The following is a 22,716-nucleotide window of genomic DNA, read 5'->3' as shown; positions in this document are numbered from 1 at the left end:
ATAAGGGTTTGGAATTTGCAGTTTGGATATGAAATTGGAGGCAAGACGTATTGAATAACTATCCTTTTACATTTGACCCGAAACAACCGTTTGTACAGCAAGCCAGCGATTGGATTGCGGATGTTTTTTATGAGAAGCTTCCTGAGGCTGGACTTGAACTGCGGGATGAACAAATATATATGGCATTTCAATTGGAACGAGCTTATAACGAGAAGCAAACCATCTTTGCGGAAGCGGGAGTGGGAACGGGGAAAACGATGGTTTATTTGCTTTACGCGATCTGTTATGCACGATATACCCGGAAACCAGCCGTGATTGCTTGTGCGGATGAATCGTTGATCGAACAGTTAGTGAAGCCAGAAGGGGATATCGCTAAGTTGGCCAAGCATCTTGATTTCACCATTGATGCTAGACTCGGCAAATCTCCAGATCAATATCTCTGTTTAAATAAGCTGGATGATTTTAGAACAAGCCTGAATAATCAAGAAGACGACGAAGTTTCTCATGAAATCTACCGAGGGCTTCCAAGTTTTGTTCACTCTCCGGATACGATGCAAGCTTTTTACCCTTATGGGAACCGTAAGGATTATCCCAATCTAAATGATGAACAATGGGGTAAATTAGGCTGGGACGTTTTTCAAGATTGTATGGTGTGCAGTAGACGGCACCGTTGTGGGCAGACGCTTTCCCGTGAACATTACCGGAAGTCGACTGATCTCATTATTTGCTCTCACGATTTCTATATGGAACACATATGGACTTATGAGGCGAGAAAAAGAGAAGGTCAACTTCCATTGTTACCAGAGCACAGCTCAGTAGTCTTCGATGAAGGCCACTTGTTAGAGACCGCTGCACAAAGCGCGCTCACTTACAAATTGAAGCATGCTGTATTTGAAAGTATCATTATTCGCTTGCTTGAAGGGGAAGTGCGGGAGTCTTTAGCCGTCGCCATTGAAGATGCAATATCGCAAAGCGAACAAATGTTCCACTCATTGGAAAAGCATAGTCACAAGGTTCCTGCATCGGATCGTCGAGAAATTATACTAAATGATGACTTGCTACGAGAAGTGAACCGATTCCGGGACACGATTGCTATCGTCGAAGAGGAATTGGTGTTCGAGAGTGGGCTTTATTCATTGGATGAGTACCAGCTTAAGATCGTTGAAGAGCATCTGGAGATGATCCATCTTGCTTTAGGTTTGTTTGTGAACCCAGATCGTCTCATTTCATGGGTTGAAGAGAGTCAGGATGGCATTCATTTAGTGATCATGCCGAAATTGGTCAAAGAGGTGTTAGAAGAACGTGTGTTCTCCAAACGGATGCCGATCGTCTTTTCTTCAGCGACACTTTCCTTAAACGGAGACTTTACTTACATTGCAGACAGTTTAGGAATTTCAAATTACCTTTCTTTTTCGGTGGACTCTCCATATGAATATCAAGAGAAGATGAAGGTTGTACTACCGAAGCTAGTCACGAATAATCATAAAGTGGAAAAAATGCAGCTGGCGTTAGATCTATTACATCAGTCCGAAGGTAGAGCGCTTATTCTGTTCCCTTCACGTGAGGAGATGGAGCAGTTTAGGCAGGATATTCTCCTAGAGCAAGTAGCTTCGGCTTTCCGATTTATCTTTGAGGGTACAGGTGAAATTAGCCACCTTATTTCAAGTTTTCAAAATGATGAGGCGAGTATTTTATGTGCGGTCACCTTATGGGAAGGACTGGATGTGCCTGGACCATCCCTCTCACATGTGATGATCTGGTCATTACCATTCCCTTCAAATGATCCTGTCTTTGCGGCTAAGCGGAAAGATACGCTGTCTCCTTTTGCAGATGTGGACATGCCACACATGCTGCTTCGTTTCAAGCAAGGGATCGGACGGTTGATCCGGACTCGTGAAGATCAAGGAGTCGTGACTATTTTCGGTGAAGAAATGAAGGATATCGCAGTGAAAGAGAAGATCCTTGCGTTGTTACCTCATGGTGTTGAGGTGGAGGAAATAACATTAGATGTGAGTAGACAATAGGATGGATATAAAGTTAGGAATTACCTATGTATAATATTGTAATTAACGTCTCTCTTTCATTGCTGAAGAGGGACGTTTTTTGCACCGACGATGTAGAGGGACCGTTATCTGTTCAAACTAATTAATTGACCATAGGATAGAATTTTTTATTTTAGTGGCATATAATGGTTAGATAGAATTGTATTTTGATTTGAGAGAGGACAGATAAACAGATGAAATACACGGAATATAGCTATGAACGTCCAGATGTTAAAGCTTTCGAATTGAAATTTAAAGAGTTACTTGCTGCATTTAATTCCGCGAGTAGCTATGAAGAGCAGGACATTGCTATGACTAACATTAATAAACTGCGTAGTGAGTTCGATACGATGCAAACCATCGCAAGTATCCGTCATTCCATTGATACGACAGACGATTTCTACAAGGCTGAGAATGATTATTTTGACGAGTTTGGACCGGTTGTTCAAGAATACATAAACGATTATTATAAGGCATTAGTACAATCGACATTTAGAACCGAATTAGAGAAAAAATGGGGTACTCAACTATTCCAACTTGCTGAATTGTCGCTCAAAACGTTCAGTCCAGAAATTATTGAGGATTTACAATTGGAGAATAAGCTGCAAACGGAATACACGCAGCTCATTGCATCTGCGAAGATTCAATTTGAAGGCGAAGAGCGCACCTTATCTCAATTGACACCTTTTTCGCAATCTACTGATCGTGATACTCGGAAGAGAGCTGAAGAGGCAAGAACTGGATTCATGTCCGAAAATGAGGACAAATTCGATCGTATTTACGACGATATGGTTAAAGTGCGGACGAAGATGGCAAAGAAACTCGGTTATAATAACTTTGTTGAACTTGGTTACGCTAGAATGTCCCGTACGGATTATAATGCCGAGATGGTGTCCAATTTCCGCGATCAAGTGCAGAAATATATCGTTCCAGTTACGACGAAGCTGAAGGAACGTCAACGTAATCGGATTGGCGTGGATCAATTGCTCTATTATGATGAGAACATCAGCTTTAAGTCAGGTAATGCAACGCCGAAGGGTGATCCGGAATGGATCGTGAAGAACGGGGAGAAGATGTACGCAGAGTTGTCTCCAGAGACTAACGAGTTCTTCACCTTTATGCAAGACAACGAGCTCATGGATCTCGTTAGCAAGAAAGGGAAACAAAGTGGCGGGTACTGTACTTATATCAGTGAACATGAGGCCCCGTTTATTTTCTCTAACTTTAACGGAACTTCAGGAGACATTGATGTCTTGACGCATGAAGCAGGTCACGCATTCCAAGTGTATGAGAGCAGAAGCTTCAAGGTGCCTGAATACAGCTTCCCAACCTATGAAGCATGTGAAATTCATTCCATGAGCATGGAATTCTTCACTTGGCCTTGGATGGATCTCTTCTTCAAGGAAGACGCGGATAAATATCGCTTTGATCATCTAGCAAGTGCCTTGATCTTCATACCTTATGGTGTGACGGTCGATGAATTCCAGCATTTTGTATATAGCAATCCAGATGCTACACCAGCCGAGCGGAAGGCAGCATGGCGCAATATTGAACGTAAGTATTTGCCGCATCGTGATTATGCTGACAATGATTACTTAGAACAAGGTGCCTTCTGGCAGAAGCAAGGGCATATCTTCAGTACGCCATTCTACTATATTGATTACACACTTGCTCAAATTTGTGCGTTCCAATTCTGGAAGAAGATGCACGAGGATCGTACGGCTGCTTGGTCAGATTATTTGCACCTTTGCCGTCAAGGTGGAAGCAAGTCCTTTACTGAGCTAGTTAAGGTGGCGGGATTGATCTCACCGTTTGAAGATGGCTGTGTCACATCGGTTATCGGTAGTATTGAGAGCTGGTTAGACAGTGTTGACGACACGGTTCTCTAGTAACAGCACAATTGCATAGCATAACCTATAATGACAGGCATCTGGAGATTATCACAGGTGTCTGTCTTTTGTAAAAAAGATTGGATTATTTGCTTCATCAGAATAGGAGGAGGATCCATATGATTACCTATAAACCACTCAGTGAACTACCTTTAAAGGAAGTATCTGAACTTTGGAACAAAGCGTTCGAAGGTTACATAGTAAATGCCTCGATGAGTCTGGATCGTTTTATTGCGCGAACAGTTAGTGAAGGATTATCGCTTGAACACTCGTTTGCATGTTATGTAGAAGGTGAGCAAGCAGGTATCGTTATGGAGGGATTCCGTGAGTTTTCAGGTAAGAAAATTGCATGGAATGGAGGAACTGCGGTAGTTCCAGCTTTTCGTGGTAAACGGATCGGCTCAGCTATGATGGCAAAGAACCAAGAGATCAACGAAGGACTTTCGGTGGAATACGCCTATTTGGAAGCGATTAGCACAAATGAGTCGGCGATCCGGTTATATGAAACCATGAATTATGAGCTAATGGATCGGCTTGTTTTATTATCGAACGAACAGAAGTTAGAAATGACTGATTGGTCTGCACATTCATTTGCGGTGAAGAAGGGGTTGGCAATAGAAGCTGGATCATTATCGTTCTACAACCCGGGTGAGGTTTGGCAAGCTCAATTACCGAGTCTTAAGGATGGCGAAAGTGTTGTCGTGTACGATGGACAGGTGGCGGTTGGTTATGGGCTATTTCGGCGGTCATTTGACTCATTCGGTAAACTGACAGGAATTACACTTATTCGATGTGAAGTAGCGCCTAATCGCAAGGATAAGGAAGATATTATGAAGGCCACATTGTGTGAAATTTGGCAGCCAACCTTGTCCTGTAAACGTAATGCGCATAATATTCGTGCTTCAAATAACCTGTTAATTGAATTACTTAAGCAATTGGATTTTAACGTATACATGGAACAGGTGCTAATGGTGCAGCAGTTGGATAAATGATGGAGCAATGAACAAAACAAGGACTAAATTATTTATACTAAAATATGACAAAAACAAAACCAAGTCAGATGACTCTACTGGTACAATGTCAGTAGTAGAAGGACGAGTTGGTTTTTTTGTGTAATAATACAAGGACTCGAAAGGGTTGAAGTGAATATGAGTTGGAATAAGAGAGTGATGCAATTTGTCGTTCTATTGGTTTGTGTCCTCGTTACCATCGGCGTAATGAATTTGATTAATGAGGATACGTCCGAGCCATCTAATGAAAACGTACTGAACCAGACCCAACCAACAGCTGTAAATGTAGAGAAACAACAATCCAGCGAGGCTTTGTCTCTAGAGCAAGTGAAGGATTTGATTCGGAAACAAGGAATTGATGGGGAGGATTATTGGAATGGACTCTCCTACCTGGAAGTTGATCTAGACGGCGATAATGAACCGGAACTTGTAGCTGCGATTAATGGTGGAGTTCATCTTGGAGTTTTCTATATTTTTGATAAAACATCTCCTGGTAAATATCAGTTATTAGCCGAGAAAGGTTGGAAGGTAGCGTCGTTGGATTTTGGTGCTCCGATCGAGGTAGGCGAGAAGCAGTTGTTTGAGGTTGTGGAGATGACTGGTGGCTCAGGAATTAGTGTTCGAATAGCGCACCTGATGGACATTCAACATGGGGAGCTTGTGGAAGTTTGGCAAGGTACTTTGAAAGAAATGAATGCGATGTTAGGTGGCAGTTACTATGTTATTGCGGGTAGCTTCCAAGTAGTGAATGATATTTTATATGCATGGCAAACTCGCAGTGAATTGGAGGATGACGCAGTCACGGTTAAAGGGGAGCCAATAACAACAGTGAAAATGTATACATACGATGGATCACAGTTTGTTGAAAAATAGTAGAGGGTCTCAGTGGAGTTCAACATCATTCAGCGAAGGGAAAAATAACAATGGAAGACTATTATGGGATTGTAATTAAACAATCACTCAAGGATCACAATAGTGCTGATGTATTGGATATCGTGGCACATAAACATGTGGGTACCTGGGATTTTTTGTTTGTGAGGGTTAAAGAGCAGCAATTTCTTGAAACGATCTCTGAACTCCAAGTTAATATGATTGATGCTAATATTGATTGTTGGTATAATCATTTCTTCCATGACAATGAAGTCGTTGTGGTATATCAAGATCAAGTATTTCAAGTCAGAATGGATCCCAATACATGGTCTGAAGTGATTCAATATGGATTAATTCATGGAATACCTAGAGAACAATTAGATTTTAATCCAAGAACAATACAGGATAGTTATATATTTTTTGGAATACACTTGAATTAGACTACTTGGGGGGGACTGAAAATGTATATTGATCAAGTAACTTTACTGACCAGTAAGCTTCATGAAATGAAGACGTTTTATACCTCTATCGTTGAATGTGAACTGTTGGAAGATGAAATAGAACACTTTGTAGTGAAAATTGGGTCTACTAACTTAACTTTTAAGACAACAAATCTATATGACGAACCCTCTTATCACTTTGCGATTAATGTTCCAGATAATAAGTTTCGTGAGGTAAAAGATTGGGTCTCTTCCAGAGTTCCTCTGATCAGTGAAGATGGCTCTGATGAGGTATTCTTTGAATCATGGAACGCTGATTCGATCTATTGTGAAGATCCTAGTGGGAATATTGTAGAATTTATCGCGCGTCATCATTTGAAGAATGGAGTTACTCATTCATTTTCTGCTAAGGATTTCATTTGTATTAGTGAAGTTGGGATTGTTGCGGATGAGGTCGTACCACTTGTCCAGAAATTGAATACGATGATGATACCGAAATGGAAAGAAGGTAGTGATAGTTTTGTTCCACTTGGAGACGAGCATGGGCTTTTGATTGTGGTCAAGAAGGATCGGGAATGGTATTTCTCCAATCACAAGAAAGCCAAGTTCTACCCAGTAGAAGTATCTATAAAAGATATAGGTATCTTAAGATTTGCAAAAGGAGATGTAATACAGAGTGATCAATGACCCATTCATTACGATTCATTCTGTTATGTGGTTATTTCTAGCTGTTTTTATGATTCATGATTTCGAAGAAATTATATTTGTGGAGTATTGGATGAAGAGGAATTATCCTAGAATTAACGAGAGGATCCCTGCGCCAGCACGTAGGCTAGTAAAGAACATGTCTGAGGTAACTTCAGCACAATTCGCAGTAGCTGTTGCCTTAGAGTTTATTGTTTTTATACCTGTTACATACTTGGCTGTCGAGCAGCAAAACTACTTGTTGTTTATCGGGTTTAATGCACTATTACTTGTTCATGTATTTACACATTTAGGTCAGTCCATTCTTCTCAGAGCCTATACGCCCGGAGTAGTAACTGCTCTGCTCTTTACTTTGCCATACTCTTTATATTTGTTCTATAGAATGATCAATGATGGGCTTGTCTCGCTAAAGGAAGTACTTTATTATGCACCAACAGGATTGATATTGCTTCCTATAGTCTTGTTAGGACATAAATTAGGGAAAATGGCGTTACGTGAATAGGAGTCGGTTATAATTATTTATGAGTATGCAATTGAAAGCATCATGAATGAAAAAAGGAGATTAAAATGCAAACTGAAATTGTCCTTTACCAAGATAAATACCATGATAAACTAGTCGATATTTGGCATAGGGCGGTACGCCAGACCCACACTTTTTTAGAAGAAGAGGATATTCAGTTTTATCATCATGTGGTTCAGAATGGTGCTTTGAACGAGGTTGAGATTTGGGTGGAATTGAACGAAAAACAAGAACCACTCGGGTTTATAGGCCTTGATGGAGCCAAAATAGAAATGTTATTCGTTGATCCTGATTACCATGGACAAGGTGTGGGCAGTCGTTTAGTGAAGCACGCTGGACAGCTCAAAGGGAACATCCTTCAAGTGGATGTTAATGAGCAAAATGAACAGGCCTATGCTTTTTACAAACGTTATGATTGTGTACAAATAGGGCGTTCTGAACTGGACGGATCAGGAAGACCATTTCCGATACTTCATTTAGAGCTTAAGGTGTAGATTTAATCAGTTGTAGATTTACGCTAATACTCACAATAATTCTACTGCTTGACTAGTTAATATTTATCATGTAGTGTAATTGGAAATTATATATTGAAAATGCTTAGACCAAGACCAAAAAAGTTCAACATATCGCTATACAGAGAAGAAACCCACGGGCTGAAAGGTTTCTTGACGCGAATGAACTTTCTCCTATCTTGTGAGCTGTAATGGAAAATACCTTCCATTGCCGGTGAGTGCCGTTATCTTAATAAGGACCATTTGAAGGATCATGACGGTCAAATATAGGGTGGTATCACGACACATTCGTCCCTGACGAATGTGTCTTTTTGTTTTTTAGAACAATATTTTGAGGGGGCATGTCTCATGCGACAAAGCACATTATTTCATAATACATTACGTGAATCACCGTCTGACGCTGAAGCAGTAAGCCATCAGTTGATGTTACGCGCTGGGTTTATCAGGCAATTAGCTGCAGGAATATACACCTATATGCCTCTAGGTAGACGGGTACTTCGTAAAGTGGAACAGATTGTACGGGCTGAAATGGAACGTGCAGGTGCTCAAGAATTGTTAATGCCTGCAATGCAACCAACGGAACTGTGGAAAGAGTCAGGACGATATGCACAATATGGACCAGAGTTAATTCGGTTAAGGGACCGACATGATCGAGAATTTGCCTTAGGACCAACACATGAGGAAGTCATTACTTCTTTAGTGAAGAATGAAATTAACTCTTACCGCAGATTACCAGTAACTTTGTATCAAATTCAGACCAAGTTTCGTGACGAAAGACGTCCGCGTTTTGGGTTACTGCGTGGCAGAGAATTTCTAATGAAAGATGCTTATTCGTTTGATATAGATTGGGAAGGATTAGATAAATCATATTGGAATATGTTTGAGGCTTATAATCGCATATTTACTACATTAGGAATAAACTTTCGTGCTGTGGAGGCTGATGGTGGAACCATTGGAGGCGAAGGTGGAACCCATGAATTTATGGCATTAGCCGATGTAGGAGAAGATACGATTGTTGTTTGTACATGTTGTGATTATGCTGCAAATCTGGAAAAGGCGGAATCTGGAGCAATTGATGTAGAAGAGGATGACATGATTTCTACAGATGAAATAAGGGACTTAGAGAAGTTCTATACGCCTGATATTCGTTCGATTGAACAGCTTGGTGAGGCGCTACAGATCAATCCTATTGATATCATCAAAACGGTTGTATTTAAAGCTGATGATAATTTAATTGCTGTTGCTGTAAGAGGTGATCATGAGATCAACGAAATTAAAGTGAAGAATTATCTGGGGGCTCAAGACATTTCAATTGCTGACTCGGAAAGCTTGGCGAAAATACCCGGTATAGTCGCTGGATTTATAGGGCCTATGGATTTACCATTCCCAGTATTAGTTGATCATACAGTAGCTAATATGACTAGTGGTATAGCAGGTGCTAACGAGTTAAATTATCATGTTCGCAATCTAAATCCTATACGTGATATTGAGCTTACACATGTTGGTGATTTCCGAAATGTAAATGAAGGAGAGAGCTGCCCTCGTTGCACTGAAGGGAGATTAACATTCTATCGTGGTATTGAATTGGGCCATGTCTTCAAACTGGGAACCAAATATAGTGAGCAACTAAGCGCTAATTTCATCGATCCATCGGGTAAAGAAAAGACTCTGATTATGGGTTGCTATGGTATTGGAATATCTCGGATACTATCCGCAGTGATTGAGCAGCATCATGACGACAAGGGAGTCACTTGGCCAATAACTCTAGCACCATTTCATGTGCACCTCATTCCGATATCTATTAAAGACGATAAACAAATGGAATTAGCTCAGAAGTTGTATCATCTTCTGCTTGAGCAAGGTATTGAAGTGTTATTAGATGATAGAGATGAGCGTCCAGGAGTCAAATTTAAAGATTCTGATTTGATTGGTATTCCAATAAGAATCGTTATTGGTAAAGATGCCGAACAGGAGCATGTTGAATTTACCCTGCGGAAACATAACATGAAAGAGTCTGTTCATGTTCAAGAAGCTTTTGCACGAATTATTGATTTGGTAAAGAGAAGCCATTAATCGTTCATATGATATGTTAATAGAATAGAGAAGGCATGTCTGCACAGTCGCAGACATGCCTTTTGTTATAGATTAACTCAGTCATAAACTAGAGCTTATTTATCTAATTGTGAGTGAAGTTGTTATTGCTTGATTTGCCTTTTACATGCTGAACATGTATCCCGATATGCCCAATGCCAATGATGATGGCAGACACAATCAACCATATCACTTTTCCATAAATCCCTAACAGTAGAAAGGCTATGACAGGTAGGCTTGCAAGTGGAACAGGTATTCCATAGAAACTACGATAAAAGTTTTTCTCTGTACGTTCATTAGTGAAATATCTAATCCAGCAAATCTCATACAGGATCATGAATAGAAATGACACGATAAGCCATAGGCTCCATGTTGAAAATGAGGCTATATTAAAGTCTTTAAAAATCAACATACACACCGTGCAAAATACCTGACCTATACGTTCAAACATCAGTAATATTTTGTTTTCTTGGGTGTAATCATAATCTAGGGGTTGATTCTTACTCCAAATGATATTAGGAATGAATAACATCAATAAATATAGAAGACCTACATATGAAAATCCTAAATGTCCTAACATAGGATCCCCTCCTGAATAAATTCGTTATCTGTTTTTGATTATTCTATTTTGTTTTATTTACCATTTCTCCATGCGTTGTGGAAGTTCCTCTTTCTACGACGATTAATTTCGAAATCCGAATAGTTAATAAATTCTTAATTTTTAAAGGCATAATGTATAGTATATTAGAGTATGTGAAATAGGAAGAACGATCTTCAATTAATGAATAGGTGAAGGGAGAATTAGATGGACAGCATTATTGAAATTATCAAATCAATCATCCTAGGTATTGTGGAAGGTGTAACCGAATTTTTACCTGTATCTTCAACAGGGCATCTAATTATTTTCGAAAATCTACTAGGATTTAAAGGAACCCATCCAAATTTTGTTGAGATGTACACTTATGTGATTCAGCTTGGAGCGATCCTAGCGGTAGTCATACTGTATTGGCGCAAAATAAAAGGAACCCTGGTCAATTTCTCCCCTAAGAAAGTAGGATATGAGAAATCAGGGTTTAAATTTTGGCTAATGATCGTCATCGCTTGTGTTCCTGGGGGTGTCTTCGGGATCCTATTCAATGATCTAGCTGATAAATATTTATTTACGCCTGTTATTGTAGCGTTTACCTTGTTTGGTGGTGCGCTATGGATGATGTACGCGGAATCTAAATTTAGAAACAACAATCTAAATAATGATGAACAAGAGCTAAACGTAACCGTAAAGCAAGCGATTATTATCGGTTTATTTCAATGCTTAGCTATTATTCCTGGGATGTCACGATCAGCTTCAACCATTATCGGTGGCTGGGTATCAGGGCTTACTACGGTCGTTGCCGCTGAGTTCTCTTTCTTCTTAGCAATCCCTGTTATGGTTGGCATGAGTTTTTTGAAGATTATGAAGATGGGTGGATTTGCTGGCCTATCATCACAGGAACTTATCTCACTAGCTACAGGTTTTATCGTTTCGTTTATTGTGGCTTTAGCCGTCATCAAGAAGTTTATTGCATATCTACAAAAGAAACCAATGAAAGTATTCGCTATTTACAGAATGATCTTTGCAGTCGTGGTGTTAGTAGCCGGAATTGCCGGAATATTCCACTAAGAATAATAGTTAAGGTAGAAGCAGCTCATCAGAGCTGCTTTTTTTATTTCTCCCTAATTCCATCATGATGGATCTTCAGAATTAATTCAGATTATTCCTGACTTTATCTGAAGAAGATTTCAGTATGATGGTGGAAATTGAAAAGGGGGAGACAACGTGATTACAAGTATAAGTGGGGTAGTACAAGAAAGGCTCTTATTTTTCTATAAGTTTCTACGGTCACCTGGACAGATTGGAAGTGTGACACCAAGCTCCAAATATTTAGCCAGAGCAATGATTGATTCAGTTCCGTGGGAGGAGGTCAAATATGTAGCGGAGCTTGGGTCGGGGACAGGAGCCATAACGAAATATATTCGGTCGGCAGTAAATAGCAATACACGAGTAATGCTGTTTGAGAAAGACCGAACTTTATATCGTTCGTTAAAATATCAATATTCGGAATTTCCTTGTTACAGGAATGCTTGCCGATTACAATCTATCCTGGGTCAGGAAAAGATTGAGCAGCTTGATTGTGTCATTAGTGGACTTCCTTTTTATAATTTCCCCCAAGAAATGCGATATCAGCTACTGGATCAGGTTATCAGTTCCTTGAGGGACGGGGGACTGTTCCTTGCTTTTCAATATTCACATCAAATGAAAAAGCAATTGTCTGAACGCTTTGATATAGAAGCTATAAAATTTGTAGCTTTAAATGTTCCTCCAGCTTTCGTCTATGTTTGTAGAAAACGAGGTGTAAGCTGATGGCGCCGGATAAAGACACTAAGTTGGCGAAGTATCGTCCGCTTTTATGGATACTCATTATTCCATTGTTGAATATTTGCTACGGATTATTAAACCATGAGGGGTCACGAGTCAGTAATTTGATGACCGAACTTGATGCGCAAATTCCATTTGTACCCGCCTTTATTATCCCTTATATGTTGTGGTATCCCTTTATTATGGTCATGTTAATTGTGATTTTTAGGAAAAGTGAAAAGACATATTATCAAACGTTGATCACTTTATGTGTTGGACTTGTCGTATCCTATGTTATTTATTACTTTTATCAGACAACCGTACCACGCCCACCAGTTACAGAACATGGGGTCATACCCTCACTTGTGCGGTTTATATATATGACAGATCAACCCTACAATTGTTTTCCTAGTATCCACGTTTTGACTAGCTATTTAGTATGGAAGGGTTCAGCAGATTGTGAAGATTTATCATTCATCTCACGTTCGTTAATCAGCGTAATGATGGGCGCTATAGTTCTTTCTACACTTTTTGTGAAGCAGCACTATATATTAGATATCGCCGGGGCAATTTTTATAGTGCAAGTATTATATTACTTCACAGGGAAAATGCTACCAGTTAAATTACGAGTGCAGAATAAAGCTTCGATAAATAAGCCATTGAACGAATAGATACCTTATTGCTTTCTTAGCTTGAGCTTGCTGTATCTTCAATAGAATAATAAAATGATGTTGTCATCTTGAGTTCATTTACTGGTATAACGCGACCCTTGGAGGGATCCAATTTATGAGTGTTAAAATATTAGTTGTTGACGATGACAGGGAGATTCGCGATATCCTGCATATTTATCTCCGCAATGAAGGGTATCATGTGGTAGAGGCTGAGAACGGGGTCAAAGCACTTGAAATGTTGCAACTAGAAGCTTTCGATCTCATTATATTAGATATTATGATGCCTCATTTAGATGGGATTTCCGCCTGTCTTAAGATTAGAGAGAATTCGGGCATCCCCATCATCATGCTCTCAGCCAAAGGAGAGGACCTGGATAAGATCACTGGTCTGTCTACAGGTGGGGATGACTATATGACTAAGCCATTTAATCCTCTAGAATTAATAGCTAGAATCAAAGCCTTGTTAAGGAGACAAAATTATGCTTCCTTAGCTCAGCCGACAAATGAAGGTGAGATTTGTATAGACGATCTTGTAATCAACAAGGACTATCATCAAGTGACGGTGCGAGGCAAAGAGATTTCGTTAACACCTATTGAATTTTCTATACTAGAATTGTTAGCGGCTCATCGTGGTCAAGTATTTAGCATTGATAAAATTTATCAAAAAGTATGGAAGGAACAAACTCCGTTTTTCTCCGAAAATACGGTCATGGTCCATATTCGTAACATTCGTGAGAAGATCGAGGTTAATCCAAGAACCCCTCAATATATTAAGACAGTATGGGGAGTGGGGTATCGGATTGATAAATAAAATGTGGGTATTTATAAGTGGAAAAAGAAGCATTCGTGCGCAACTGATCTGGGCGATCTTTATCTGTTTCATTGTAACAACTACAGGATATTCCTTGGTTTCTGCAAACATAAACAAACCAATAGGGCTTTTGGTGTTTATTGGAATTTATATATTGTGCTTCATCTTTCTCACTCGAAATATCGTTAGAACTCTTTGGCAACTGTCCAATGGATTGATGGTCATTGCAAGAGGGAATTTGGATTATCGACTTCCTACATCAAGGTTAGATGAGTTAGGGACCGTTTCACAGAACGTCAATCACATGGCAGAGCAATTACAAAAACAAGTTGAACGTGAACGACAGTTAGAGAGTTCTAGAATGGAGTTAATCACCAATGTATCTCATGATCTGAGGACTCCTTTAACGAGCATCATTGGATATCTGGATTTACTTAAGAAGCAGGCTTTTCAAGGCGAAGAAGAACGTGAACGTTATATTCATAATGCCTTTAATAAAACGCAGCAACTCAAAACATTGATCGATGATTTGTTCGAATATACGCGATTATCGCATGGTGATGTTCAAATGAACTTTCAGGAAGTCGATTTTCATAGTTTGATTGAACAGATGCTGTCTGAATTTGAACCGGTTGCTAGAGAGCAGGGAGTTAATCTCATTAAGGCACTAAGTCCTGATCCCGTGATTATGAGTATTGATGCTGAGAAAATGGTTCGAGCCATAGATAATCTACTCATGAATGCATTGAAATTTTCGATCATACCCGGCGAAATTAGAGTTAATCTCTTCTCAGGTGGAAGAGTTGTTAAGCTGTCTATTGAAAATCAAGGAAATCCTATAACCAAAGAACAAGAAGAACAACTTTTTGAAAGATTCTATACGATGCACACATTACAGAGCGACGGTAACATGCCATCCGGATATGGCCTAGGTCTATCCATTGCTAAAAATGTTGTTGAGCTGCAAGGCGGTCGCATTTGGCTTGATCATCATGAAGGATATTATAAATTCAATATTGAATTGAAGAGACCTATAGCCAATAATAGGGGGAAAAAAGTATTGTATGGAGAACATGGGGAATGAAATTCAAATCACCACAATAGATTGTTTAGTGCCATCGCTTGTAGATCAATTTTCAGATTTGTTAATAAGAGTCGTAGAGGATGGAGCATCTATTGGCTTTCTTCCTCCACTGAGCATGGATGAAGCCGTAAAGTATTGGAATGATGTCATTGAACCAGGGGTTATTCTGTGGGCGGCTGTACTGAATGATACTTTAGTAGGAACGGTACAACTTCAATTAGCTCAGAAACAAAATGCTCGTCATCGAGCTGAAATCGCCAAATTAATGGTGCATCCCCAGTATCGGAGGAAGGGCATTGCTCAATTGCTGATGCAAGCAGCTGAAGATCAGGCGAGGATGGAAGGCAGAAGCCTGTTAATTCTGGATACCCGAGCAGGCGATCCATCAAATAAGCTGTATCTTTCACTGGATTATATAGAGGCGGGGCGAATTCCAAACTTTGCGCAGTCTGCTGATGGAACATTGCATGAGACGGTTTTATATTATAAGAAAATAGGACAGTGACTACAAACAGCCTACGGATTTCGATTCTGTAGGCTGATTTATTTAATGGGATATTGTGGTAGAATTGTTAGGTGAATTAGCGGGAAATAACACTGGAGGAGCGTTTACCATATCATGAACAATCCAATTCAAACGTATCAGGCTACAATTGCAGACTTAGATCAAATCGTACCTATTTTTGATGAGTATCGAGTTTTTTATGGTCAAGAATCAGATGTAGAAGGGGCGCGGCAATTTTTATTCAGTCACCTTGAACATCGAGAATCCGTCATATTTATGGCTAAGGATACCGTTTCGGGTCAATGCGCTGGATATACTCAGTTATATCCCGTATTCTCGTCCATTTCGTTGAAGAGGTCTTGGATCTTAAATGATTTATTTGTCTTGAAGGATTACCGCAATCAAGGGATTGCCAAGATGCTCCTAACGGAGGCGGCTGAATTTGCTCACCAGACGAAGGCGAAAGGAATTGAATTAAGTACGGCATGGGATAACAGTCGTGCACAAAGGTTGTATGAGCAATTTGGATTTATTAGAGATGAGGAATTTTATTACTATTATTTGAAGCTATAAGGCTCTAAAGCAAACGTATTTCATTTAAAGGGAAATACTCCAGCTAATTTGTGGCGAGGGTACATAATTCTACGATTAACTGGAATAACTCCAGTTAATTCAAGCGAATCGTCATTGCAATTGGTTTAAACGCTACATTAGCTGGAGAAATTCCAGTTAAGTAGTTCACTGGTTGGTATTTCAATTCGTATTAGCTGGAGAAATTCCAGTTATTCGAGCTAGATCAAGTACGAAGAGGCGTAAAAGACGTAATAGACGTAAAAGACGTAATAGAATGACTCTTACGGTCACGGAGTATGTAAGCATTTAACAGAGTGGAGGTTTTTGTTTGAGAAAGCTATTTTTTGTTACCCTGCTACTTCTTATCTTCTTGGTAGGTTGCTCCAGTGGAAAAGTAAAACCAACAGTATCTACATCACCGCCTCCGTCACCATCCGCTACACCAACTCCGTCGCCAACACCAATTCCTGAACAAGAACAAGATCAAGTTGAACCAGGACAAGATCCTGTTCATACATCAGTGATAGACCCTAGTAAATTAGGGAATATCTTTGGCTTTGCCGGGATTAACGGTCAGCAAATTCTTGTGACGGGTTTAGAGAAGGACCAGGACAATAAAATGGTACAACTAAATAAAGCTATTGGTGCGAATGGTGCTGTTGTGTCCGTTAAATATTTAAAGTGGCAGGCAGGCAATGACGAGCTTAATAACGGAAGAGATCTTGCGATAAATATGGAAAACGAACCCGGATATCTTTTTACAGTGGAAGAGGGTGCAGCTGAGCAGGATCAGACTTATTATTTAATCAACGATACAGAGTTTGATACTGGAGCATTATTGGCCATTCAAGAGAAGAATGAACCTGTTAGCGATGAACAACTATTGAGTCAATTGGCAACAATTCATGATCGTAAGATAGAGCAGGCTTGGACTCTTACTGAAATTGCAGGTACGGATGGGCTGTACTTAGTACATTTCGAAACGGTCGGTGAAGAGCACTTATTCAGTCTTGTTGTGATACGAGGGGATGAACTTATTTTCAAAGACTATCCAGCAACGCAAAAAGAAACTACATCGGTATGGCGTGTTGATGATGGCGGTGAAGTATCGTCCGATAATTTCTCGATGATGTTTGCTGCTAACACGAGTGACGGAATTTTAATAAGCTTGAATTGGTGGGGAGCAGAAGGCGTTAACTCTTTATTCCTGTTAGAAAAGAACCACAAGTTAGAGGACCTTGAAACGAGATACGGTCGTTATACATCACCTCTGTAAGTTGTTGGTTTGTTCGATATGGCCTCTATACCGCAGCATATTATTCTTAAAATACTTGTTATTCTTAACAATTAATAAAAAGGGTGATGAATTTGAAAGGTCAAACGGCTACAGTTGGGTTCCAGGTTGGTGTCCGTAGAACGTTCCCGATCTCTCAAGAGCAAGCATGGGCACTATTATTATCCTCCAAAGGGTTACAGGTATGGTTAGGCGATTTGCCATCATTAGATTTGCAAGTGGGACATAAGTTTTCAAGTAAGGATGGTATTCATGGTGAATTACGTGTAGTGAAGCCGTTACATCAGCTTCGGATGTCATGGCAGAGGAAGGGTTGGGAGAAGCCGTCAACTTTACAAATTCGCCTATATCCTAATCCATCGAATGCTGACAAGACAACCATTAGCTTTCATCAGGAAAAATTACAAGATGCATGGGTAAGAGAAGATATGAAACAACACTGGGAGGAAGTAGTTAACAAGATCATGGAATTATCGCTGAGTAAGTGTGAGTAAAAATAAATGAAAAGGAGAAGGTCAGATGAACAAATTTAGCCATATCGACCTTCGTGTCCATAATCTTGAAATCGCACTACCCTTCTACGAGGGGCTACTTCCGAGCCTCGGATTTACGAGAACTTTTCATAGTGCAAATTGGAGAGTCTTTGCAGCGGAGGGTGAGCTTCCTAGTGCACCATATTTCGCCATCATAGAGGATACTAATCATAAGCCTAATGGAAATTTAATCGGGTTCTGGGCCGAGAATCGAGAGGAAGTAGATCGTATCGCCGAATTGGTCAAGGAATTGGGTGGTAAGATCAATAGTGGGCCACAACTTTTTCCGATTAGTCCTACTTACTATGCCGTATATTTCGAAGACCCTTGCGGAAATGCTTATGAAATTGTCCATAGATTTAACTGAAACTAAACGACTTTGTTCTTGTTCGTTTTGAACTATTGAAACTGTCCTTAGGGCAGTTTTTTTATGATCAATGTATTAATGTCCACATACCAAACCCAAAGAGAATAACAGCAGATAGACGATTGACGAGACGGAGGGATGCAGAAGTTAAGATCACTGAACGGAACAGACTTACTCCTATACTTAATAGAATCCACCATACAGCTGATCCTATAAATACGCCGCTAACGAGACCTATTATTTGTATGCCGTTTCCATTAGATGCTGTCAATCCTGTTGCGGCAAAAATACCAGCAAAGGATATAATGGTCACGGGATTGGTAAGAGTTAGTAAGAACGTTGAGGCAAATGATCCTAGGATAGCGTGCTCCGAAGTCTCGATTACATGAGCTGGTTCACGAAGAAATGTAAGAAGTCCAAGATAACATAGAAATATACCGCCGCAAAAGTGTATAAGATCACCGTAATGAAGTAGAAAAGAAGAAAGTGCTGTTAGTCCGAGACCGGCAATCAATCCATAACAGGCATCAGCCGTAGCTGCGCCGAATCCAGCTGCTATTCCGATGTGTCGACCGCTTGATAGTGTCGTGCGAATGCACATGACTCCAATCGGACCGATCGGGGCCGCAATGGAAAAACCTAAGATCAGACCTTTCAATATTATGTATGGTTCCATGTAAGTAACTCCTTTTGGTCCATTTCATCTCACCTCATTCTTCCTTTAAAGTGGACAGGATAATGACCGTATTGGTCTTCGATACACCTTGGATATTCTTTAGGGATACCGAGATGAATTGTTCCAAAGTAGAGATATCGGGCACAGCCACCTTGAGCATGTAATCATATTCCCCTGCCAGGTGATGGCACTCTAACACATATCGTGATTGGATGATTGTAGCTCTGAAAGAATCTATATTTTCGGTTCGCTCGAGCATCACGGATACATAAGCCATTAAAGCTTGCCCTATTGCATTTCGATTCAACTTCAATGTGAAACGTTCAATGATTCCTTTATCTTCTAGTTTCCTGATTCTCTCCGCCACGGACGGTACTGATAAATGTATGCATTTACTGATATCAGAGCTGGTCATACGGCTGTTCTGTTGTAATAACTCAATGATTTGAGAATCAATGTGATCCACAAAATTACCACCTTTCAATGCAATATCTATAGTAAGTTTATAAGTAAATTATAGTATTTTATTTAATATGTTTGTTACATTGATCAAAATTCAAAATTTATTAAAGTTTTAATCGATTTAAGTTAAAAAGTTTATGACTATGGGGGGCCATCCTAGTTCAAACATAATAGTTTTAAGTGCAGAGAGTAAATAAGTTATACTGGAACAAGTATGTAAATGAAAAAATAGGGGGTCGTGATAAGGAATGGAGGAAAAAGCACAACTGCTGCAACAGTTCCATAATTGGGTCAACTTTGTACATATGCTCGAAGATCGGGAAACGGCACTATGGAATACTCCTATTGCGGAAGAGAAATGGGCCGTTCGAGATGTAGTGAGTCATATTATGCATTGGGATATGTATTTCTTAAACGAAGCGATTGTAAAGATTGCTCACAATCAACCTGTTACTTCTAAGCATTTGGATTACGACGAATTCAATGAACAAGCATGTGAGTTAGGAAGAAAGATTAGTCTCACTAAATTAGCAGAACAGACTATTGAAGTTCGTAAGCAAATTATTGAACATATAACTTCCATGACGGAGGAGCAATATGATGGAATTTATATGGATGAGGACGGTAACAATTTCGGCATAGTAGCATTTTTACAGGATTTCATTGAGCATGACCAACACCATATGAAGCAAATTATGAACTTACTGAAACAGCTTACTTAGCCGATTAGTAGAGCACTCATTTCTATACAGACGAAGAAAGGGAACAAGCATGAAAAGAATTGATATCGTATATTCGTTAATTACTAACCCGGACAATACAAAGGTCTTAATGGTAAAAAATAGTGGTAGAAACACCTGGACTCTACCTGGTGGTACGGTGGAACCAAATGAGACGCTGCAGATGGCGGCTATGCGGGAGGCAAAGGAAGAAACCGGACTTGATATTATGACCTATGGCGTGGTTGCGGTAAATGAAGTCATTTTGGAGGAAGATGAAGAGCATCTCGTCTTAATTACTTTTCACGCAGAAATTACAGGTGGACAAGAGGAAATAATGCTACCGGAAGAAATTTTGGAAATCGCTTGGATTGATTTGAATCAGGCGGATGAATTGATGCCTTATTATAAGGAAGGATTAAGCAATATTGTGGCGAAAAATCAGCAAGTCACTTACTTTTACGAGGGAGTTATTTAGTATTTGACCAAGACGAGGAGGAACAATTATGAAAGTATCCGTCATCTTAGGCCATCCATACGATAAAAGTTTTAATCATGCAATTGCTGAAAAGGTAACCTCTACTCTAGCGAGGAATGGACATGAGGTATCCTTCCACGATCTGTATCAGGAACAATTTAATCCGATTATTACGCCGCAAGAACTGATTAGCGATAAAAGCGATGATCCACTAGTCCAATTTCATTGTAACCAGATTAAAGAAGCTGATGGTATTGTAATTATCCATCCGAATTGGTGGGGACAACCACCGGCCATTCTAAAAGGATGGATTGATCGGGTTCTTCGTCAAGAAGTAGCTTATACTTTTGATGCAGGAGATAGTGGGGGTGGTCTGCCCATTGGTCTACTAAAAGCTAAAGTTGGTGTGGTCTTTAACACCTCGAATACCCCTGTTGAACGGGAAATCAACGTCTTTGGAGATCCACTCGAGAGAATTTGGAAGTCGTGCGTATTCGACTTTTGTGGTCTGAATCATGTCATTCGTAAGATGTATTGTGTTGTTGCAGACAGTACACCTGAAGAACGAGCGGAGTGGTTGCAGGATTCCGTGAATGTAATAAACGAGCATTTTCCCAAGGGAAATATATAATACTTGCCTCGAAGAGAGTTACCTAGTCGAGTTTTGGTCAACTCGTTCCATTCCTTAAGAACACTCTGTTATAATGGATGAGGTTAATTAAACGATGATACGGGGTGTACGATAGATGAGAAACTATTTAGATTTGTTACAAGATGTATTAGACAATGGAACGCAAAAGGATGATCGAACAGGTACGGGAACTAGATCCGTATTTGGACGTCAATTACGTTTTGATCTGAGCAAAGGATTTCCGTTGGTTACGACCAAACGAATCCATTTGAAGTCAGTTGTACACGAGCTTCTCTGGTTCCTTAAAGGAGATACCAACATCTCATATTTAAAAGAGAACGGTGTTCGAATCTGGGATGAGTGGGCGGACGAGAACGGTGACCTCGGTCCAGTGTATGGATCGCAGTGGCGGTCATGGGAATCTGCAGATGGGCGTAAAATCGACCAAATTGCTAATGTGATCGAGTCGATCAAGAACAACCCGGATTCTCGTCGACATTTGGTGAGTGCTTGGAATGTGGGTGAGGTTGATAACATGAAGCTGCCTCCTTGCCATTTCGTATTCCAGTTTTATGTAGCGAACGGCAAACTTTCTTGTATGCTAACGATGCGTTCAGTAGATACATTCCTCGGATTACCGTTTAATATTGCTAGTTATTCGCTACTGACGCATATGGTAGCACAGCAGTGTGGACTTGAGGTTGGTGAGTTCATCTGGTCGGGTGGCGATGTCCATATTTACTCCAACCATCTTGAACAGGTTCAGACTCAATTGGAGAGAGAGCCACTAGCTCTTCCTCGCCTTGTGATCAAACGTAAACCTGAATCTATTTTTGACTATGTGTATGAGGATTTTGAGTTTGAAGGTTATGAACATCACCCTGCCATTAAGGCAACGGTAGCTGTCTAATTTATTGGAGAGGGGCAATGCAAATGGGCGTGTCACTAATATGGGCCATGGCCAAGAATGGAGCAATAGGTCGCAATAATCAGCTACCTTGGAGATTACCTGCTGATTTGAAGTTTTTTAAAGAGCAAACCACAGGGAAAACAATGATTATGGGCCGGAAAACTTGGGAATCCATGGGGAGCAAGCCACTTCCAAATCGGCGTAGCGTTGTGTTAACAGGGGATCGTGCTTATCAGGCGGAGGGTGCAGACATTGTGTATTCAGTAGATGAAGCTATGGAGTATGCAAAAGATGGAGAACTCATGATTATTGGCGGGGCTGGCGTGTTCCAACACTTTATACCTTTAGCTGATACGCTCTATGTCACCCGGATCGATGAAGATATCGAAGGGGATGTATTCTTCCCTCATTTCGACTGGAATGATTTCGAGTTGACCTGGGAGACACAGGGAATTCGTGATGAGAAGAATCCTTATGATTACCGGTTTTTAATCTATAAACGCCGAGCGTAAAGACTTAATAGTGCAA

27 protein-coding genes are annotated in these 22,716 nt (G+C 40.1%); 24 read left to right on the top strand and 3 right to left on the bottom strand.

Annotation, left to right across the window (positions count from 1 at the left end; genetic code table 11):
- The first annotated feature begins 50 nt into the window (after positions 1-50).
- The 9 genes from IEW05_RS10515 to IEW05_RS10475 all read left to right on the top strand — a co-directional run bounded on the left by IEW05_RS10515 (position 51) and on the right by IEW05_RS10475 (position 10,061).
- Positions 51-2,024, top strand: a complete 1,974-nt coding sequence (locus IEW05_RS10515) for an ATP-dependent DNA helicase (RefSeq protein ID WP_188538438.1) — start codon at positions 51-53, stop codon at positions 2,022-2,024.
- A 212-nt stretch (positions 2,025-2,236) separates the two neighbouring features.
- Positions 2,237-3,931 carry a M3 family oligoendopeptidase gene (locus IEW05_RS10510; RefSeq protein WP_188538434.1) on the top strand — a complete coding sequence of 565 codons (1,695 nt, stop codon included), beginning with the start codon at positions 2,237-2,239 and terminating at the stop codon, positions 3,929-3,931.
- Positions 3,932-4,050: 119 nt separating this feature from the next.
- Positions 4,051-4,923, top strand: a complete 873-nt coding sequence (locus IEW05_RS10505; protein WP_188538432.1) for a GNAT family N-acetyltransferase — start codon at positions 4,051-4,053, stop codon at positions 4,921-4,923.
- Between the two features lie 156 nt (positions 4,924-5,079).
- The gene (locus IEW05_RS10500) at positions 5,080-5,814 is read left to right on the top strand and encodes a hypothetical protein (RefSeq protein ID WP_188538430.1); all 735 of its coding nucleotides are present in this window, start codon (positions 5,080-5,082) and stop codon (positions 5,812-5,814) included.
- 50 nt (positions 5,815-5,864) lie between these two features.
- Positions 5,865-6,251, top strand: a complete 387-nt coding sequence (locus IEW05_RS10495) for a hypothetical protein (protein WP_188538428.1) — start codon at positions 5,865-5,867, stop codon at positions 6,249-6,251.
- Between the two features lie 21 nt (positions 6,252-6,272).
- Complete coding sequence (locus IEW05_RS10490; protein WP_188538426.1) at positions 6,273-6,938, top strand: VOC family protein; 666 nt, start codon at positions 6,273-6,275, stop codon at positions 6,936-6,938.
- Positions 6,928-7,458 (top strand): HXXEE domain-containing protein, encoded by a 531-nt coding sequence (locus tag IEW05_RS10485; protein ID WP_188538424.1) that lies wholly within the window; start codon positions 6,928-6,930, stop codon positions 7,456-7,458. Before IEW05_RS10490 ends, IEW05_RS10485 begins: the two co-directional genes overlap by 11 nt.
- 65 nt (positions 7,459-7,523) lie before the next feature.
- Positions 7,524-7,970 (top strand): acetyltransferase, encoded by a 447-nt coding sequence (locus IEW05_RS10480; protein WP_188538422.1) that lies wholly within the window; start codon positions 7,524-7,526, stop codon positions 7,968-7,970.
- Positions 7,971-8,336: 366 nt separating this feature from the next.
- The gene (locus IEW05_RS10475; protein WP_188538420.1) at positions 8,337-10,061 is read left to right on the top strand and encodes a proline--tRNA ligase; all 1,725 of its coding nucleotides are present in this window, start codon (positions 8,337-8,339) and stop codon (positions 10,059-10,061) included.
- A 103-nt stretch (positions 10,062-10,164) separates the two neighbouring features.
- Here IEW05_RS10475 and IEW05_RS10470 read toward each other — a convergent pair whose 3' ends face one another.
- Entirely contained in the window at positions 10,165-10,659 is a 495-nt protein-coding gene (locus IEW05_RS10470; protein WP_188538418.1) for a hypothetical protein, read from the bottom strand.
- 225 nt (positions 10,660-10,884) lie between these two features.
- Here IEW05_RS10470 and IEW05_RS10465 point away from each other — a divergent pair, with 225 nt between their 5' ends.
- The 10 genes from IEW05_RS10465 to IEW05_RS10420 all read left to right on the top strand — a co-directional run bounded on the left by IEW05_RS10465 (position 10,885) and on the right by IEW05_RS10420 (position 18,312).
- Positions 10,885-11,739, top strand: coding sequence for an undecaprenyl-diphosphate phosphatase (locus tag IEW05_RS10465; protein ID WP_188538416.1), 855 nt, complete (start codon positions 10,885-10,887; stop codon positions 11,737-11,739).
- 159 nt (positions 11,740-11,898) lie between these two features.
- Entirely contained in the window at positions 11,899-12,480 is a 582-nt protein-coding gene (locus tag IEW05_RS10460) for a class I SAM-dependent methyltransferase (protein WP_188540815.1), read from the top strand.
- Positions 12,480-13,145 (top strand): phosphatase PAP2 family protein, encoded by a 666-nt coding sequence (locus IEW05_RS10455; protein WP_188538414.1) that lies wholly within the window; start codon positions 12,480-12,482, stop codon positions 13,143-13,145. The genes IEW05_RS10460 and IEW05_RS10455 overlap by 1 nt, the downstream gene beginning before the upstream one ends.
- A gap of 115 nt (positions 13,146-13,260) precedes the next feature.
- Positions 13,261-13,956: a response regulator transcription factor gene (locus tag IEW05_RS10450; protein ID WP_188538412.1), complete on the top strand. Its 696-nt coding sequence runs from the start codon at positions 13,261-13,263 to the stop codon at positions 13,954-13,956.
- 1 nt (position 13,957) lies between these two features.
- Positions 13,958-15,040 (top strand): HAMP domain-containing sensor histidine kinase, encoded by a 1,083-nt coding sequence (locus tag IEW05_RS10445; RefSeq protein WP_194434113.1) that lies wholly within the window; start codon positions 13,958-13,960, stop codon positions 15,038-15,040.
- Positions 15,030-15,545, top strand: a complete 516-nt coding sequence (locus tag IEW05_RS10440) for a GNAT family N-acetyltransferase (RefSeq protein ID WP_188540814.1) — start codon at positions 15,030-15,032, stop codon at positions 15,543-15,545. Before IEW05_RS10445 ends, IEW05_RS10440 begins: the two co-directional genes overlap by 11 nt.
- Before the next feature lie 114 nt (positions 15,546-15,659).
- The gene (locus IEW05_RS10435; RefSeq protein WP_188538408.1) at positions 15,660-16,118 is read left to right on the top strand and encodes a GNAT family N-acetyltransferase; all 459 of its coding nucleotides are present in this window, start codon (positions 15,660-15,662) and stop codon (positions 16,116-16,118) included.
- A gap of 328 nt (positions 16,119-16,446) precedes the next feature.
- Positions 16,447-17,394, top strand: coding sequence for a hypothetical protein (locus IEW05_RS10430; protein WP_188538406.1), 948 nt, complete (start codon positions 16,447-16,449; stop codon positions 17,392-17,394).
- Positions 17,395-17,486: 92 nt separating this feature from the next.
- A complete protein-coding gene (locus tag IEW05_RS10425) occupies positions 17,487-17,906 on the top strand; it encodes an SRPBCC domain-containing protein (RefSeq protein ID WP_373285791.1) in 420 nt (139 codons plus the stop codon).
- Between the two features lie 25 nt (positions 17,907-17,931).
- On the top strand, positions 17,932-18,312 hold the full coding sequence (locus IEW05_RS10420) for a VOC family protein (protein WP_188538402.1): 381 nt from the start codon (positions 17,932-17,934) through the stop codon (positions 18,310-18,312).
- A 67-nt stretch (positions 18,313-18,379) separates the two neighbouring features.
- Here IEW05_RS10420 and IEW05_RS10415 read toward each other — a convergent pair whose 3' ends face one another.
- Positions 18,380-18,988, bottom strand: a complete 609-nt coding sequence (locus tag IEW05_RS10415) for a LysE family translocator (protein ID WP_188538400.1) — start codon at positions 18,986-18,988, stop codon at positions 18,380-18,382.
- 34 nt (positions 18,989-19,022) lie between these two features.
- A complete protein-coding gene (locus tag IEW05_RS10410) occupies positions 19,023-19,454 on the bottom strand; it encodes an Lrp/AsnC family transcriptional regulator (RefSeq protein ID WP_188538398.1) in 432 nt (143 codons plus the stop codon).
- A gap of 244 nt (positions 19,455-19,698) precedes the next feature.
- Between IEW05_RS10410 and IEW05_RS10405 the strand changes: the two genes are divergently transcribed.
- The 5 genes from IEW05_RS10405 (at position 19,699) to IEW05_RS10385 (ending at position 22,700) form a co-directional block, all read left to right on the top strand.
- A complete protein-coding gene (locus IEW05_RS10405) occupies positions 19,699-20,172 on the top strand; it encodes a DinB family protein (RefSeq protein WP_188538397.1) in 474 nt (157 codons plus the stop codon).
- Between the two features lie 49 nt (positions 20,173-20,221).
- Entirely contained in the window at positions 20,222-20,647 is a 426-nt protein-coding gene (locus IEW05_RS10400; protein WP_188538394.1) for an NUDIX hydrolase, read from the top strand.
- 28 nt (positions 20,648-20,675) lie between these two features.
- Complete coding sequence (locus IEW05_RS10395) at positions 20,676-21,278, top strand: NAD(P)H-dependent oxidoreductase (RefSeq protein ID WP_188538392.1); 603 nt, start codon at positions 20,676-20,678, stop codon at positions 21,276-21,278.
- 115 nt (positions 21,279-21,393) lie between these two features.
- The gene (thyA, locus tag IEW05_RS10390; protein WP_188538390.1) at positions 21,394-22,188 is read left to right on the top strand and encodes a thymidylate synthase; all 795 of its coding nucleotides are present in this window, start codon (positions 21,394-21,396) and stop codon (positions 22,186-22,188) included.
- 23 nt (positions 22,189-22,211) lie between these two features.
- Positions 22,212-22,700 (top strand): dihydrofolate reductase, encoded by a 489-nt coding sequence (locus IEW05_RS10385; protein WP_188538388.1) that lies wholly within the window; start codon positions 22,212-22,214, stop codon positions 22,698-22,700.
- Positions 22,701-22,716 lie beyond the last annotated feature (16 nt).

The sequence above is a fragment of the Paenibacillus segetis genome (genome assembly GCF_014639155.1).
Taxonomy (GTDB): Bacteria; Bacillota; Bacilli; order Paenibacillales; family Paenibacillaceae; genus Fontibacillus; species Fontibacillus segetis.
This window is presented reverse-complemented; position numbering and strand designations above follow the sequence as displayed.